The following is a 15672-nucleotide window of genomic DNA, read 5'->3' on the forward strand; positions in this document are numbered from 1 at the left end:
CTATTTGAATCAGCTGCTTACATTTTATTCGGTGCGCTCACGCCTAACAAGCCTAAGCCATTTTTCAGCACTTGTTGTGTCGCGGCGATTAACGCCATACGCGCCAATTTAGTTGGCACATCGTCTACTAAAAATTTCGTATCATTATAATAACTGTGCAAATCAGCTGCACATTCTTTTAAGTAATTCGCAATAGTGTGCGGCGCCAATTCAGTCGCTGCATTGCTGACTACTTCAGGATATTCACTCAAACGTTGCATTAATTTTGCTTCATTTGGCATGTTAAGTGGACTTAAATCGACTTGTTTAAGGCTGGAAACTTCACCATTCCATTGTGTTAACACACTATTAATACGCGCATGCGCATATTGGATGTAATACACAGGGTTATCGTTCGTTTGCGCGCGTGCTAAATCGATATCAAAGATTAATTGTGAGTCGGCACGACGCGCTGCCAAGAAATAGCGCGTGGCATCGCAACCCACTTCATCGATTAAATCGCGCAAGGTGACATAACTGCCAGCGCGTTTTGACAATTTCACTTCCTCGCCACCGCGCATCACGGTCACCATTTGGTGCAAAACGTAATCTGGCCAAGCTGCCGGAATGCCCACATTCAGTGCCTGTAAACCAGCGCGCACACGCGTAATCGTGCTGTGATGATCTGCGCCTTGCTCATTAATCACACGCACGAAGCCACGATTCCATTTATCCAAGTGATAAGCGACATCTGGCACAAAATAAGTATAACCACCGTCAGTTTTGCGCATTACACGGTCTTTATCATCGCCATAATCAGTAGTTTTTAACCACATCGCCCCATCTTGTTCATATGTATGACCGTTTTTGATTAATGCTTGAACGGTTTTTTCAACTTTGCCTGTCTCGTACAAATTGCTTTCTAGCGAAAATACATTAAATTTGATTTGAAAGGCTTTTAAGTCTAAATCTTGCTCATGCCGCAAATAAGCGACCGCAAACGCGCGCACAGATTCAGTATCATTTAAATCGCCGCTGGCAGTGACTTGCATATCATCCGCCACAACAGTTTTTTTCGCCAAATAGGCATTGGCAATATCCACAATGTAATCACCACGATAGCCATTTTCAGGAAAACTTGCGTCATCTACCGCAATACCTTTAGCGCGCGCCAGTACTGAAATTACAAGATTATCAATTTGCGCACCAGCATCGTTGTAATAGAATTCGCGCGTCACATCCCAGCCGTTCGCGTCTAACAAACGCGCTAAACAATCGCCGACTGCTGCGCCACGGCCATGTCCAACATGCAAAGGCCCCGTTGGGTTTGCAGATACAAACTCCACCTGTACTTTTTCGCTTTTACCAGAATCATTGCGCCCAAATTGTTCACCTTGCAACAAAATCTCATTTATCACGCTTTGTTTCGATTGCGCGTTTAAAAAGAAATTAATAAAACCTGCACCTGCGATTTCTGTTTTTGCAATAAACTCGCTTTGCGGCAATGCATTGATTAAACTAGTGGCTAATTCACGCGGATTTTTACGCAAAGATTTGGCTAACACCATCGCTAAGTTACTGGAAAAATCGCCATGTTCCGCAGATTTCGGGCGCTCAAGCACTAATTGGATTTCGGCAATATCTGCGCCTATTTCGCTGGCAGCGCTGGTGAGTAAATGGGTTAAATGGGCTTTCAAGAATACGCTTTCAAGTATGTTAAGCTTTCGGGATAATCGTCATGAAACCCGAAAACAAGTCGCTACAAATAATACAAAAGGTATATTTTAACCCAAGCAGGACTTTTAATCTAAGCTAGTCTTAAAGCTCGGCTCAATAACCCATCAATATGTCGCCCATTGTTTTAAATATTGCGTTAGATGTGCCGCTAAATCGAACTTTTGATTATTTAAGCGGCAATTTTGTTGCGCGTGTTGGTAGTCGGGTTGTGGTGTCTTTCGCAGGTCGCAATTTGGTTGGCGTGGTGGTGGGTATTGCGCAAACGTCTGACTATCCAATAGAAAAATTAAAATCAGTCAGCCATATATTTGATGATGTGGTATTTGATGGCCAGACTTTTAAATTGCTGCAGTTTTGTGCCAATTATTATCATTACCCGCTGGGGCAGGCTTTAATGTCGGCGCTGCCATTACGTTTGCGTCAAATCAAGCCAGCGGTTTCCCGCAAACAATTTGCGTATCGTTTGATTGACCAGGCAGATACAAGCCAAATTCCAGCGCGCAAAGTATTGATGCATCGGATTATTACGCTTTTGCGAAGTCAGCAAAGTGTTACTGAGGCAGAGTTGAGTTTAGTATCGACTGGCTGGCGCAAAGCAATTACTGAGCTTGAGCAGTTAAATGTAGTTAGCGCACAAGAAGTGCTGGCGATTAAAGCCTCGATGCCAACGTCTGCTGTTGAGCCGCAATTGAATGTTGAGCAAGAAAACGCCATAAATTGTGTGTTAGCACTCACTCACAATTTTAAGCCTTGGCTATTATTTGGCATCACTGGCAGCGGAAAAACTGAAGTCTATATTCAAGTGCTGCAGCAAATACTTAACCAGAGAAATGCACAAGGAAATGGTGCGCAGGTTTTGGTCTTGGTGCCAGAAATCAACCTGACGCCACAATTAGAAGCGCGCTTCAGAAGTCGCTTAAGTCAATTTCCATTAGTCACGCTGCATAGTAATTTGAGCGAAAGTGAGCGCTTACAAAATTGGCTCGCCGCCAGTTCTGGCACAGCAAAAATTGTGATTGGCACGCGGTTAAGTGTGTTTACACCAATGCCCCATTTAAAAATGATTGTGATGGATGAAGAACATGATGGCTCATATAAGCAGCAAGATGGCATGCGTTACCATGCGCGTGATATTGCAATGGTGCGCGCTAAACAGCTAAATGTTCCCATTATTTTAGGCAGTGCTACGCCCTCTTTGGAAACTTGGTTCAATGCAACAAGTGCGCCTGCCGAAACGCATAAAAGCGCGCAAAAGCAGCAATATGGTTTGCTCAGTCTTACGCAGCGTGCGGTGGAAAATGCTGTTTTGCCGAATATTTTTTGTATCGATATTGCAAAATCACCTACTGAAAATGGCTTGTCGCCTCTGCTTATTAAGGCTTTGCGCGAACGTTTAGACAAAGGCGAGCAAAGCTTATTATTTATTAATCGGCGTGGCTATGCACCCGTTTTACACTGCAATGCCTGTCAATGGGTTGCGCCTTGTACGCGCTGCTCGGCAAGGTTGGTGGTGCATTTAAGCCAAAAAAGATTGAAATGCCATCACTGCGGACATGAACAAAAAATTCCATTGCAATGCCCAAGTTGCGGTAATGCAGATATGCGTCCAATTGGGCAAGCCACGCAACGATTGGAGCAAACGCTGCAAACTTTGCTGCCAACAGCCAGAATAGCGCGTGTTGACCGTGACAGCATGCGCAACAAAAATGCGCTGACAGATTTGTTAACCCAAGTACACAATCAAGAAATCGATATTTTGGTGGGTACACAAATGCTTGCTAAAGGACATGATTTTCCAAACCTGACTTTAGTTGGGGTAATCGACACAGATAGCGCACTGTATAGCCCGGATTTCCGCGCAGGTGAGCGACTATTTGCGCAGCTGATGCAAGTTGCCGGGCGTGCAGGTCGCGCTGAAAAAGCAGGTGAAGTATTGATACAAACGGCTTTTCCACAACATGCACTTTTTAATGCCTTACGTGCACAAGATTACGTCAGCTACGCTAATGAGTGTTTGCAAGAGCGGCAAATAATGCAGTTTCCACCGATTAGTTTTTTTGCATTATTACGAGCAGAAGCCAATGATTACGCGCAAGTACAGCAATTCCTCAACAAAGCTATTAATGCTGCGCAGTTGTTAAAAAACGACGTCATGATTTACGATCCGATTCGTCCACAAATGGAACGTCTAAAAGGCATGGAGCGCGCGCAATTATTATTGCAGGCGAATAGTCGCGTTGCTTTGCAGCGCTTGCTCAAAATGTGGATGCCGCAAATTAGCGCGTTGCCATTGGCTGCAAAAATCCGCTGGAGTTTGGATATTGACCCGTTGGAGTTTTAGTCTGTTTTATCGCTCAGTCTGCATCTAAAGCAAAAAGGCAGTAAAATAACGTTTTAGCTAAAATGATTATTTTGCGGCTGTAGTTCAATGGTAGAACGCTAGCTTCCCAAGCTTGATACACGGGTTCGATTCCCGCCAGCCGCTCCAAGAGAGAATGTAATGACACCAACTCCACCAACCGTTTTAACATTTGCCGCTACAGACCCGAGCGGCGGCGCAGGTTTGCAAGCCGATATTTTAGCTTTAGCTAGTATTGGCTGCCATCCACTATCTGTTGTTACCGGTATTACTGTGCAAGATACTGTGGGCGTGGAAAGCGTAATGGCGCTGGATTCTGATTGGATTAATGAGCAAGCGCGTACGATTTTAGAGGACGTGCAGGTTTCTGCGTTTAAATTGGGCCTGCTCGGTAGCGTAGAAAATATTGCGGTAATTGCAGAAATTATGGCTGATTATCCAGATGTGCCGCTGCTGATTGACCCTATTTTGACTTCTGGCCGTGGTGATGAGTTGGCTAATGAAGAGATGCAGGCAGCGATGAGCGAGTTATTGTTTCCGCAAGCCACATTGATTACGCCAAATAGTTTGGAAGCGCGCCGTTTAGCGTTTTTCGATGAAGGTGATGAAATCCAAAACACTTCATTAGAAGAGGCTGCGCAACGTTTGCTGGATATGGGCACGGAATATGTGTTAATTACTGGCACGCACGAACGCAGCACAGATGTGGTCAATTCGCTTTACGGCTCAACATCATCTGGCGCAAGTGGCTTGCTCAAAGCTTATCACTGGGAACGGCTTGCAGGCAGTTATCATGGTTCTGGTTGCACATTAACCAGCGCAATTGCGGCTTGTTTGGCGCATGGCTTGAGTATGGAAGAAGCGATTCAAGAGGCGCAAGAATACACTTGGCAAACACTTAAAAATGCATTTCGTCCAGGCATGGGGCAATTTATTCCCGACCGCTTCTTTTGGGCGCGAGACGATGATACAGATTCAGATGAAAAAATCCCTTTCATTCAGCATTAATGGGCTTTATGCCATTACGCCCGATATTGACGATACCGATTTATTGGTCAAAAAAGTAGAAGCCGCGCTACAAGGCGGCATCAATATTCTGCAATATCGCAATAAGCAAGCTAATCATAAGCTGCAAACTCAACAGGCGCAGGCTGTTCTGCCTTTGTGTAGGCAATATAATGTGCCGCTGATTATTAATGATTCGGTTAAGTTATGTTTAGCTTTAGATGCAGATGGCGTGCATTTAGGCGCAGATGATGGTGATTTAGCAGAAGTTAAAGCCAGAATAGGCAAGGGTAAAATATTAGGCGCTTCTTGTTATAACCGTTTCGATTTGGCTTTAACTGCACAAAATCAAGGCGCTGATTATGTGGCTTTTGGCGCTTGTTTTGCTTCTAATACAAAGCCAAATGCGCCTGTAGCGGATTTAAGTCTGTTTAATCGGGCGCATGATGAGTTAACTATTCCAAGTGTCGCCATTGGCGGCATTAACTTGCAAAATGCGTCGCAAGTCTTGAAGGCAGGTGCAGATGCAATTGCCGTTATTCAGGCAATTTTTACTGCAGATGACGTAAAATTATCCTCTCAACAATTTTCCCAATTATTTAAGCATTAAACATGACATCACTTAATCAATCGTTATTTGAACAATCCCAACAATTAATTCCAGGCGGTGTTAATTCGCCAGTGCGTGCCTTTCGCTCAGTAGGTGGCACTCCAGTATTCTTTAAAAAAGGTTTGGGTTCCAAATTGTGGGATGTCGACGGTAAAGAATACATTGATTACATCAATTCCTGGGGCCCGATGATTGTCGGTCATGCACATCCAGAAGTGATTGCTGCTGTACAAGCTGCTGCGGCTAATAGTCTTTCGTTTGGGGCGCCAACAGGCCTTGAGCTGGAAATGGCGGTGCTGATTAACAAGCTCGTGCCAAGTATGGAACAAGTGCGTTTAAATAGTAGTGGCACAGAAGCGACGATGAGCGCAATCCGTGTGGCGCGGGGGTTTACAGGCCGCGATACGATTGTGAAATTTGAAGGTTGTTATCATGGTCATTCAGATGGCTTGCTGGTAAAAGCAGGTTCTGGCTTGTTAACGTTTGGTGAGCCAGATTCTGGCGGTGTGCCAGCAAGTGTAGCCGCTCACACTTTAACCCTGGAATACAACAACACGCAGCAATTGCAAGATTTATTCGACAAGCGCGGCGATGAGATCGCCTGTGTGATTATTGAGCCAGTAGTTGGCAATATGAACTTGATCGTGCCAAAAATGGAGTTTTTGCAGACCTTACGTGCGTTATGTACCAAACACGGCGCAATTCTTATTTTTGATGAAGTGATGACTGGATTTAGGGTGCATTTGGGTGGCGCGCAGACTTTGTATAATATCACGCCAGATATGACCACATTAGGCAAAGTGATTGGCGGCGGATTGCCAGTTGGCGCATTTGGAGGACGTAAAGATATTATGAGTGTATTGGCGCCGCTGGGTAAGGTGTATCAAGCAGGTACTTTGTCTGGTAATCCTGTGGCGGTAAGTGCCGGTTTGGCGACACTTAACTTGATTCAAGCGCCAGATTTTCACACTAAATTAACGGCTCAAACCAAGCGTTTAATGGATGGATTAAAACAAGCTGCCAAACAAGCTAACGTTACGTTTAATGCGCAAAATGTCGGCGGCATGTTTGGCTTGTATTTCAGTGAGAATTGCCCGACCAGCTATGCTGAAATCATGCAAGATAACAATAAAGACCATTTCAATCGTTTTTTCCACAGCATGCTGGATAGCGGTATTTATTTGGGGCCGTCTGCTTTTGAGGCAGGTTTTGTTTCTGCCGCACATTCTGATGCAGATATTGCCTACACGATTGAAGCCGCAAAAAAAGCTTTCGCAGCTTTGTAGGGTTTAGATTAACGCATTTTTAATGCGTCATTTGCAATCTGGAGCTTTGTCCTGCTTCGCTTGAGTTCATAGTGCGATTAACCGCTTCAATATGGTCTAGCTGTAAACTTGCTTTCATCATGAGATTAGCAACGCGCTGAATCACATCTGGATTCAGGCGCAAAGAAATCGCGCCGATTTCTAGCTCCACCACATTGCAGTCTTGGCAATAAGTTAAGCGAACGCCTAGGCTATCCGCTAATATAAGTTTTTCGCAAAAAGCTTCTTTCATCTTAAGTTCCTTTTCAGTTTATATTAGAGAAACAATGCACTGGTTACAAATGATAATCATTCTCATTTGCATTGTCAAATTATTTTAGTTTGATAGAGCTTTTTTGCGCTGAAAATATCATCAATCTGCACTTAAGCGATTGAACTTGAAAGCATTAAACGGTATTATTGAAGGTTCCGCTAAATGTTTTGATACAGAATTATTAGGCTAAGAATATGCAATCCGAAATGACACTTAAGATTGAAGTGCTAAACCCAAAAACTGAAATACAGGAGGCTAAAAGTATGGCTCAAAATAGCCTAGCTCCTAAAAATCAAGGTTTATACAATTCAGCAAACGAAAAAGATGCCTGTGGTGTGGGTTTTGTTGCGCACATTAAAGGTAAGAAAAGCCATGAAATTGTGCAAAAAGGTTTGGAGCTGCTCACCAATCTAACGCATCGTGGTGCGACAGGTTACGATCCCAAGCTGGGTGATGGCGCAGGTTTGTTAATGCAAATGCCAGATGCATTTATGCGTAAACAAGCCGTTAAGCTGAATATCAGTCTCCCAGAAGCAGGTCAATACGCAGTTGGTAATGTTTTTTTACCGCAAGTTGCAAAAAGTCGTGAAGCTTGCGAAGCGCTAATCACAAAAATCATTGCAGAAGAAAACCAAACATTCCTTGGTTGGCGTGATGTGCCGGTGAACAATAGTAATATTGCCCAAGCTGCACGCGATGTTGAGCCGATTATGCGACAAGTGATTATTGCAAGCACAGTTTCAGATCAAAATGTGTTTGAGCGTAAATTGTTTGTCATCCGTAAACGTATTGAGCATGCTGTACGCGCTTTAAATTTAAATGACAAAGCCGCTTTTTACATACCGTCGTTATCTTCACGTACCATTGTTTACAAAGGTATGTTGTTGGCGAACGAAGTAGGCGTTTATTACACGGATTTAAACGATGAAAGCGTCGTTTCAGCACTAGCGCTAGTGCATCAACGCTTTTCAACTAATACTTTCCCTGCTTGGGATTTAGCCCATCCATTCCGCATGATTGCGCATAACGGTGAAATCAATACCGTGCAAGGCAACGTGAATTGGATGGCAGCGCGTCACGAGACAATGAGGTCAAGCGTGATTGGTGAGGATTTAGAGAAGCTTTGGCCATTAATTGCAGAAGGTCAGTCAGATTCAGCTTGTTTTGATAACTGTTTAGAGTTGTTAGTCGCTGGTGGTTATTCATTGCCACACGCAATGATGATGTTGATTCCTGAAGCTTGGGGCGCAAAAGATGGCGCAGGTAAGCCGCTAATGGATGAAGAGCGCCGAGCTTTTTATGAATATCACGCAGCATTAATGGAGCCATGGGATGGCCCAGCAGCGGTAGCATTTACCGATGGCCGCATGATTGGCGCAACATTGGACCGTAACGGTCTGCGCCCTGCTCGCTATTTAGTGACAGATGACGACATAGTGATGATGGCATCTGAAATGGGTGTGCTGACTTTTTCACAAGAAAAAATCGTGAAAAAATGGCGCTTAGAGCCAGGAAAAATGTTGCTGATTGATACTGAAGAAGGCCGTATTATTGGCGATGCTGAAGTGAAAAATGCGCTAGCAACAGCCAAACCTTATAAACAATGGATTGAAAAAACACGCTACTTTTTGAGCGATATGTCAAAAGTAGAGGGCAAGCTAGAAATGGCTGCCAGCTTGTTAGATACACAACAAGCATTTGGTTATACGCAGGAAGATATCAAATTTGTAATGGCACCAATGGTCGCTAATGGCGAAGAAGGTGCCGGGTCTATGGGTAATGACGCAGCATTACCTGTGTTGTCAGCCAAACCAAAACTGCTGTACAACTATTTCAAACAGTTATTCGCACAAGTGACTAACCCGCCAATTGACCCGATTCGTGAAGAATTGGTGATGTCGTTGGTGACATTTATTGGTCCTAAACCAAACTTGTTAGGCGTGGATGAAACTACTCCACCAATGCGCTTGGAAGCTGGACAGCCAGTATTAATGCTGGATGAGTTAGAGCAATTAAAAGCTATTGCAACGCTCACGCACAACCAATATAAATCTTTAGTGCTAGACATTACCTACCCTACAACATTAGGTAAGGATGGCATGGCTGCTGCGGTAGCGAATATTGCAAGTGCTGCAGAAAGCGCAGTGCATGATGGATTTAATATTTTAATTCTGTCAGACAGAAACGTTAGTGCAGACCGCCTGGCGATTCCTGCCCTGCTGGCTTGCTCTGCAACACATGAGCATTTAGTGCAACATGGCCTAAGAACCAGCACTGGTTTGGTAATAGATACAGGCTCTGCGCGCGAAGTACATCATTTTGCATTGCTTGCTGGTTACGGGGCCGAAGCGGTTTGCCCATGGTTAGCGTTTGAAACCATTAATCATATGGCGAATGACCAATCAAATAGTAAAACAAATGACGAAGGTGCCAAAAAATTCGTAAAAGCTATCGGCAAAGGTTTGTACAAAGTGATGTCGAAAATGGGCATTTCTACATACCAGTCTTACTGTGGCGCACAAATTTTTGAAGCAATTGGCTTAAACACAGCGTTTGTAGACAAGTACTTTACTGGCACTGCGACTAATATCGAAGGTATAGGCTTAGATCAAGTCGCAGAAGAAGCTGAACGTTTACATTTAAGTGCTTTTGGCGATGATCCTGTATTGGCGAATAGCCTTGATGCAGGCGGCGAGTACGCATTCCGTGTGCGTGGCGAAGAGCATATGTGGACGCCAGATTCCATCGCAAAATTACAACATGCGACACGTACTAACTCTGCGACGACTTATAAAGAATATGCCGCGTTAATTAATGACCAAACGCGCCGCCATATGACTTTGCGTGGCTTGTTTGAAATTAAATCAGCGGGTTCAGCCATTCCACTAGATTCAGTTGAGTCAGCCAAAGAAATCGTCAAACGCTTTGCTACAGGCGCTATGTCTTTAGGTTCTATTTCTACCGAAGCGCATGCAACTCTAGCCATCGCGATGAACCGAATTGGTGGTAAATCAAATACCGGTGAAGGTGGCGAAGACGCGAAACGTTTCATTCCAGTAGCTAGTGATACCACCATGGCAAACGTGATTGGCGCCAAAAATATTGTGCGCGATATTCCACTTAAAGCGGGCGACTCTATGCGCTCACGCATTAAACAAGTGGCATCTGGTCGTTTTGGTGTGACTGCTGAGTATTTGGCTTCAGCCGATCAAATTCAAATCAAAATGGCACAAGGTGCAAAACCAGGTGAAGGTGGTCAATTACCTGGTCATAAGGTTTCAGAATATATCGCTAAATTGCGTTTTTCAGTACCGGGCGTGGGTTTGATTTCACCGCCTCCACATCATGATATCTATTCAATTGAAGATTTAGCGCAATTGATTCATGACCTTAAAAATGCCAATCCAAAAGCCTCAATCTCGGTAAAACTGGTTTCTGAAACTGGTATCGGTACCGTAGCGGCAGGTGTAGCGAAAGCGAAATCAGATCACATCGTGGTTGCAGGTCATGATGGTGGAACTGGCGCATCGCCAATCTCATCAGTCAAACATGCAGGTACGCCGTGGGAATTAGGCTTGGCTGAAACACAGCAGACTTTAGTGCTGAATCAATTGCGCGGTCGCGTAGTTGTGCAAGTTGACGGACAAATGAAAACAGGCCGCGACGTGCTGATTGGTGCATTGTTAGGTGCAGATGAATTCGGTTTCGCAACGGCGCCGCTAGTAGTTGAAGGCTGTATCATGATGCGTAAATGCCATCTAAATACTTGCCCAGTTGGCGTGGCTACGCAAGATCCAGAATTACGTAAACGCTTTACTGGACAACCTGAACATGTGGTGAATTACTTCTTCTTTGTCGCTGAAGAAGTACGTGAATTAATGGCTTCAATCGGTATTGCCAAATTTGATGACTTGATTGGTCGTGCCGATTTACTGGATATGCAAGCAGGTATCGATCACTGGAAAATCAATGGCTTAGATTTCAGTAAAGTATTCCACTTGCCAGAAATGCCAGCCAGTGTCTCACGCAAAAATAATGACGTGCAAGACCATGGACTAATTAATGCGTTGGATAACAAGTTAATCACGCTTGCTAATGACGCATTAGAAACTGGCAAAAAAGTCGTGTTAGATATTCCAATCACCAACACAAATCGTACTGTTGGAACCATGTTATCAAACCAAGTTGCGACGCGCTATGGCAATACTGGCTTGCCAGATGACACGATTCACGTGAATTTCACTGGTACATCTGGCCAAAGTTTTGCGGCATTTTTAGCCAAAGGTATCACGTTTGAATTAACGGGTGAAGGTAACGATTACGTTGGTAAAGGTTTGTGTGGCGGACGTATCACCATCAAACCGCCAGTCGCGTTCCGTGGTATTGCGCACGAAAATATCATCATCGGTAATACCGTAATGTACGGTGCAACCACAGGTGAAAGCTACTTTAGAGGCGTGGCAGGTGAACGTTTCTGTGTGCGCAATTCTGGTGCATCTGCGGTAGTTGAGGGCGTAGGCAACCACGGTTGTGAATATATGACAGGCGGAACGGTAGTCGTTTTAGGCGTAACAGGCCAAAACTTTGCTGCAGGGATGAGTGGCGGCGTGGCTTATGTTTACGATGAAGATGGCTTGTTTGCTAGACGTTGCAACATGAGCATGGTGTCGCTAGAAAAAGTGGAAACTGCAGAATCTTGTGTTGGAAAAATACATCATTTAGATCAGCCAGATGAAATCACATTGAAAACGCTGATTGAAAATCACGCCAAATACACAGGCAGCGTGCGTGCTAGTGCGATGTTGGCAGATTGGGCAAATTACAGAGCTAAATTTGTAAAAGTGATGCCAAACGAATATAAACGTGCGTTGATTGAGTTGGCTGAAGACAAGGCATTGGTAGCAGCATAACGTGCTTACACAAAGTTGGCTGTAAACTTGCTTGTTAAAAAGTTAACACTAAAAACACGGCAAAAAAAATTAAATATGGGTAAGGGCTTATTAGTATGGGCAAAGTAACAGGTTTTATGGAGTTTGAACGACTGGCAGAAGCAAATCTACCAGTCGTTGATCGTGTTAAGAATTACAAAGAATTTGTGCTGCATTTAACGGACGATCAAGCCAAGCAACAAGGCGCGCGCTGTATGGATTGCGGCATTCCGTTCTGTACAACTGGTTGTCCAATCAATAATATTATTCCGGATTGGAATGATCTGGTTTATAGCCAAGATTGGCGTGGCGCAATCGATGTGTTGCATTCAACTAATAATTTCCCGGAGTTTACTGGTCGTATTTGCCCGGCGCCTTGCGAAGCTGCCTGTACATTGAATATTAATGCTGATCCGGTTGGCATTAAGTCGATTGAGCACGCGATTATCGATAAAGCATGGGAAAACGATTGGGTAACACCGCAAGTTCCAACGCACAAAACAGGTAAGAAAGTCGCGATTGTGGGCTCAGGCCCTGCAGGATTAGCCGCTGCGCAACAGTTAGCGCGCGTTGGCCATGACGTTGTTGTATTAGAAAAAAGTAGTCGCATCGGTGGTTTGTTGCGCTATGGTATTCCAGATTTCAAAATGGAAAAATTCCATATTGATCGTCGTATGACGCAGATGGAAGCCGAGGGCGTTGAGTTTCGCGTCAATCAAAACGTGGGCGAAAATGTGCTTGCGGATGATTTATTAGCAGAATTTGATGCGGTTATTTTAGCTGGCGGTGCTGAGCATCCACGCGATTTACCCGTCACAGGTCGCGAGTTAGATGGCGTGATGTACGCAATGGATTTTTTAACGCCGCAAAATAAAGTGGTCGCAGGCGACACGATTGCTAACCAAGTGATGGCGACCAATAAAAACGTTGTCGTGATTGGTGGTGGCGATACAGGTTCTGACTGCGTAGGCACGTCAAACCGTCATGGCGCGTTAAGTATCACGCAGTTTGAGTTAATGCCGCAGCCGCCAGAAAAAGAGAATAAAGAGCTATTTTGGCCAAATTGGCCACTTAAAATGCGTACTTCAAGTTCGCATGAAGAAGGTGCGAACCGCGATTGGTCTATTACCACTAAAGAACTAATTGGCGAAAATGGTAAAGTGGCCGCGCTAAAAGGCTGTAAAGTAGAATGGAAAGACGGCAAAATGGTTGAAGTTGCTGATACTGAGTTTGTGATTAAGGCCGATTTAGTATTATTGGCGATGGGTTTTGTCTCACCAGTGCAAAAATTGTTAGATGCATTTGGCGTAGAAAAAGACAATCGCGGTAATGCAAAAGCGACCACTGAGGGCGCTGAAAGTTATAAAACCAGCAAGGCTAAAGTATTCGCTGCGGGTGATGTGCGTCGCGGTCAATCCTTGGTGGTTTGGGCAATTCGCGAAGGTCGCCAAGCGGCAAAAGCCGTAGATGAGTTCTTAATGGGTTCATCCACACTGCCGCGTTAAATAGCCAAACTGAATTTGAATTTAGTTAAGTGAATTAGAAAACAAAGGATGCAAAGTAAAACTGCTTTGTGTCCTTTTTTATTAGGCCGAAAATTAAGTCGTTATTTAGGTAGTAAATCATGAGTCAATTGCAAAACGATACATTCTTAAAAGCGCTGATGCGCCAACCCACAGACTACACGCCAGTGTGGATGATGCGTCAAGCTGGACGTTATTTGCCAGAGTATAAACAAAGCCGTAAAACCGCGGGTAGCTTTTTGCAGCTATGCAAAAGCCCAGATTTTGCGACTGAAGTGACGATGCAACCGCTAGATCGTTATCCATTATTAGATGCTTCTATTTTGTTCTCTGATATTCTCACCGTGCCAGATGCAATGGGTTTAGGCTTATATTTTGAAGAAGGCGAAGGCCCAAAATTTGAGCGTACTTTGCGCGAAGAAGCCGATATACAGAAGTTAACCGTACCAGACATGGCAAAACTGCATTACGTATTTGATGCCGTTAGCCAGATTCGCAAAACGATTAATGGCCGCGTGCCGCTGATTGGATTCTCAGGCAGTCCGTGGACGCTTGCGACATATATGGTGGAAGGCAAAGGCGGTACGGATTTTTTAAATATCAAAAAAATGGCTTACGCGCGACCAGATTTACTGCACCATATTTTAGAAACCACCGCACAAACAGTCATTCAATACCTAAATGCGCAAATCGCTGCAGGCGCACAAGCAGTGATGATATTCGACTCATGGGGTGGCGCACTTTCACACAATGCATACAAAGAATTTTCGCTAAACTACATGCATAAAATCGTGGCAGGCTTAACTAAAGATAACGAAGGTCGTAAAGTTCCCAGCGTCGTTTTCACCAAAGGCGGCGCGTTATGGTTAGAAGCACAAGCAGAGATTGGCGCAGATGCATTAGGTTTAGACTGGACTGTCGATATCGGTTCAGCACGTCAACGTGTTGGCGGTAAAGTAGCGCTGCAAGGCAACTTAGACCCAGCTATTTTGTTATCAACACCAGAAGCAATCGAAAAAGAAGTTGCGAATATCTTAGCCAGTTACGGTCATGGCAACGGTCATGTATTTAATTTAGGTCACGGCATCACACAATGGACGCCGCCTGAAAACGCAGCGGCGATGCTTGCCGCAGTTCGAGAACATAGTAAGCAGTATCATCAGTAATAAAAAGCCCGCAATTGCGGGCTTTTTTAATGTAAAAATAGTGTTAAGTATTTTGCTAATAATTAGAGCGACATGCGTTTAAGCGTGTCATCTTTATCAATAAACTTATGTTTAAGCGCGCCAGCGATGTGCAAAAACAGCACGACTAAAATAATGATGGCGATTATTTCGTGTGCCGCTTCAAAAATATCACGTAAACCAGCGTCATCTAAACCCTTAATAAACGGCACGCCAAACCATTTCACGCCATATTTGCTGGAAACAGCGGTGATCAATCCGCTTAATGGCATGGCAATCATCAATAAATAAAGAAAGTGATGTGTGCCAGTGGCTAATTTACGTTCCCAAACTTTGTAAGTGGTAAGTAGCGCAGGTGGTTTATGCGTGATGCGCCAAAGAATACGAATAATGATTAAGCCGAATAGTGTAATGCCAATAGACTTATGCAGATTGAAATAAAACGTACGTGGTGTGGCTTCTTCAGCCAATTGCCATGTGTAAACGCCTAAATCAAATAAGTCATACGATATTTGTTTGGCGCCCTCTTTTGGCAAACCGGTCATATACCAACCCAAAGCGAACATGCCTAAAATGGCGATGGCGATTAGCCAATGTAGTATTACAGCGGTTTTGGTATAGCGTGATGCGTTATTCGTCATACAAATCTTCCATTTATTTAAATTAAGCACCTATGTGACAACCATCACACCTAAACGTTGGCCTAACTATTATGATAGGGCTATTATCATGGGAAAAAATCCTTACTGCAAGACTTTCAGAAAGTAGA

General features: G+C 44.2%; 10 protein-coding genes and 1 tRNA gene. 8 read left to right on the plus strand and 3 right to left on the minus strand.

The window, feature by feature from the left end; translation table 11 throughout:
• Nucleotides 1-17: 17 nt before the first annotated feature.
• Entirely contained in the window at nt 18-1676 is a 1659-nt protein-coding gene (argS, locus tag METVE_RS0104535; protein WP_020167264.1) for an arginine--tRNA ligase, read from the minus strand.
• A 149-nt stretch (nt 1677-1825) separates the two neighbouring features.
• Between argS and METVE_RS0104540 the strand changes: the two genes are divergently transcribed.
• The 5 genes from METVE_RS0104540 (at nt 1826) to hemL (ending at nt 6976) form a co-directional block, all read left to right on the plus strand.
• Nucleotides 1826-4057, plus strand: a complete 2232-nt coding sequence (locus tag METVE_RS0104540; protein ID WP_020167265.1) for a primosomal protein N' — start codon at nt 1826-1828, stop codon at nt 4055-4057.
• Between the two features lie 73 nt (nt 4058-4130).
• Nucleotides 4131-4204, plus strand: a tRNA-Gly gene (locus tag METVE_RS0104545).
• A gap of 12 nt (nt 4205-4216) precedes the next feature.
• Complete coding sequence (gene thiD / locus METVE_RS0104550; RefSeq protein ID WP_020167266.1) at nt 4217-5083, plus strand: bifunctional hydroxymethylpyrimidine kinase/phosphomethylpyrimidine kinase; 867 nt, start codon at nt 4217-4219, stop codon at nt 5081-5083.
• On the plus strand, nt 5055-5690 hold the full coding sequence (thiE, locus tag METVE_RS0104555; RefSeq protein ID WP_020167267.1) for a thiamine phosphate synthase: 636 nt from the start codon (nt 5055-5057) through the stop codon (nt 5688-5690). The genes thiD and thiE overlap by 29 nt, the downstream gene beginning before the upstream one ends.
• A 2-nt stretch (nt 5691-5692) precedes the next feature.
• Nucleotides 5693-6976, plus strand: a complete 1284-nt coding sequence (gene hemL / locus METVE_RS0104560; RefSeq protein ID WP_020167268.1) for a glutamate-1-semialdehyde 2,1-aminomutase — start codon at nt 5693-5695, stop codon at nt 6974-6976.
• A gap of 19 nt (nt 6977-6995) precedes the next feature.
• Here hemL and METVE_RS0104565 read toward each other — a convergent pair whose 3' ends face one another.
• Nucleotides 6996-7247, minus strand: coding sequence for a hypothetical protein (locus METVE_RS0104565; RefSeq protein WP_020167269.1), 252 nt, complete (start codon nt 7245-7247; stop codon nt 6996-6998).
• 284 nt (nt 7248-7531) lie between these two features.
• Between METVE_RS0104565 and METVE_RS0104570 the strand changes: the two genes are divergently transcribed.
• The 3 genes from METVE_RS0104570 (at nt 7532) to hemE (ending at nt 14885) form a co-directional block, all read left to right on the plus strand.
• Nucleotides 7532-12178: a glutamate synthase-related protein gene (locus tag METVE_RS0104570; protein ID WP_232415546.1), complete on the plus strand. Its 4647-nt coding sequence runs from the start codon at nt 7532-7534 to the stop codon at nt 12176-12178.
• Between the two features lie 95 nt (nt 12179-12273).
• Nucleotides 12274-13701, plus strand: a complete 1428-nt coding sequence (locus tag METVE_RS0104575; RefSeq protein WP_020167271.1) for a glutamate synthase subunit beta — start codon at nt 12274-12276, stop codon at nt 13699-13701.
• A gap of 119 nt (nt 13702-13820) precedes the next feature.
• Entirely contained in the window at nt 13821-14885 is a 1065-nt protein-coding gene (gene hemE / locus METVE_RS0104580) for a uroporphyrinogen decarboxylase (RefSeq protein ID WP_020167272.1), read from the plus strand.
• A gap of 62 nt (nt 14886-14947) precedes the next feature.
• On the opposite strand, the gene METVE_RS0104585 is transcribed toward hemE, so the two are convergent.
• Nucleotides 14948-15544, minus strand: coding sequence for a cytochrome b (locus METVE_RS0104585; protein WP_020167273.1), 597 nt, complete (start codon nt 15542-15544; stop codon nt 14948-14950).
• Nucleotides 15545-15672: the final 128 nt, after the last annotated feature.

Source organism: Methylotenera versatilis 79 (assembly GCF_000384375.1).
GTDB classification, from domain to species: Bacteria; Pseudomonadota; Gammaproteobacteria; order Burkholderiales; family Methylophilaceae; genus Methylotenera_A; species Methylotenera_A versatilis_B.

What these genes read in the sequence shown, in the direction of transcription:
- METVE_RS0104540 (WP_020167265.1), top strand. Translation starts at nt 1,826, where the DNA reads ATGTCGCCCATTGTTTTAAATATTGCGTTAGATGTGCCGCTAAATCGA.
- thiD (WP_020167266.1), top strand. Translation starts at nt 4,217, where the DNA reads ATGACACCAACTCCACCAACCGTTTTAACATTTGCCGCTACAGACCCG.
- thiE (WP_020167267.1), top strand. Translation starts at nt 5,055, where the DNA reads ATGAAAAAATCCCTTTCATTCAGCATTAATGGGCTTTATGCCATTACG.
- hemL (WP_020167268.1), top strand. Translation starts at nt 5,693, where the DNA reads ATGACATCACTTAATCAATCGTTATTTGAACAATCCCAACAATTAATT.
- METVE_RS0104565 (WP_020167269.1), bottom strand. Translation starts at nt 7,247, where the DNA reads ATGAAAGAAGCTTTTTGCGAAAAACTTATATTAGCGGATAGCCTAGGC.
- METVE_RS0104570 (WP_232415546.1), top strand. Translation starts at nt 7,532, where the DNA reads ATGGCTCAAAATAGCCTAGCTCCTAAAAATCAAGGTTTATACAATTCA.
- METVE_RS0104575 (WP_020167271.1), top strand. Translation starts at nt 12,274, where the DNA reads ATGGGCAAAGTAACAGGTTTTATGGAGTTTGAACGACTGGCAGAAGCA.
- hemE (WP_020167272.1), top strand. Translation starts at nt 13,821, where the DNA reads ATGAGTCAATTGCAAAACGATACATTCTTAAAAGCGCTGATGCGCCAA.
- METVE_RS0104585 (WP_020167273.1), bottom strand. Translation starts at nt 15,544, where the DNA reads ATGACGAATAACGCATCACGCTATACCAAAACCGCTGTAATACTACAT.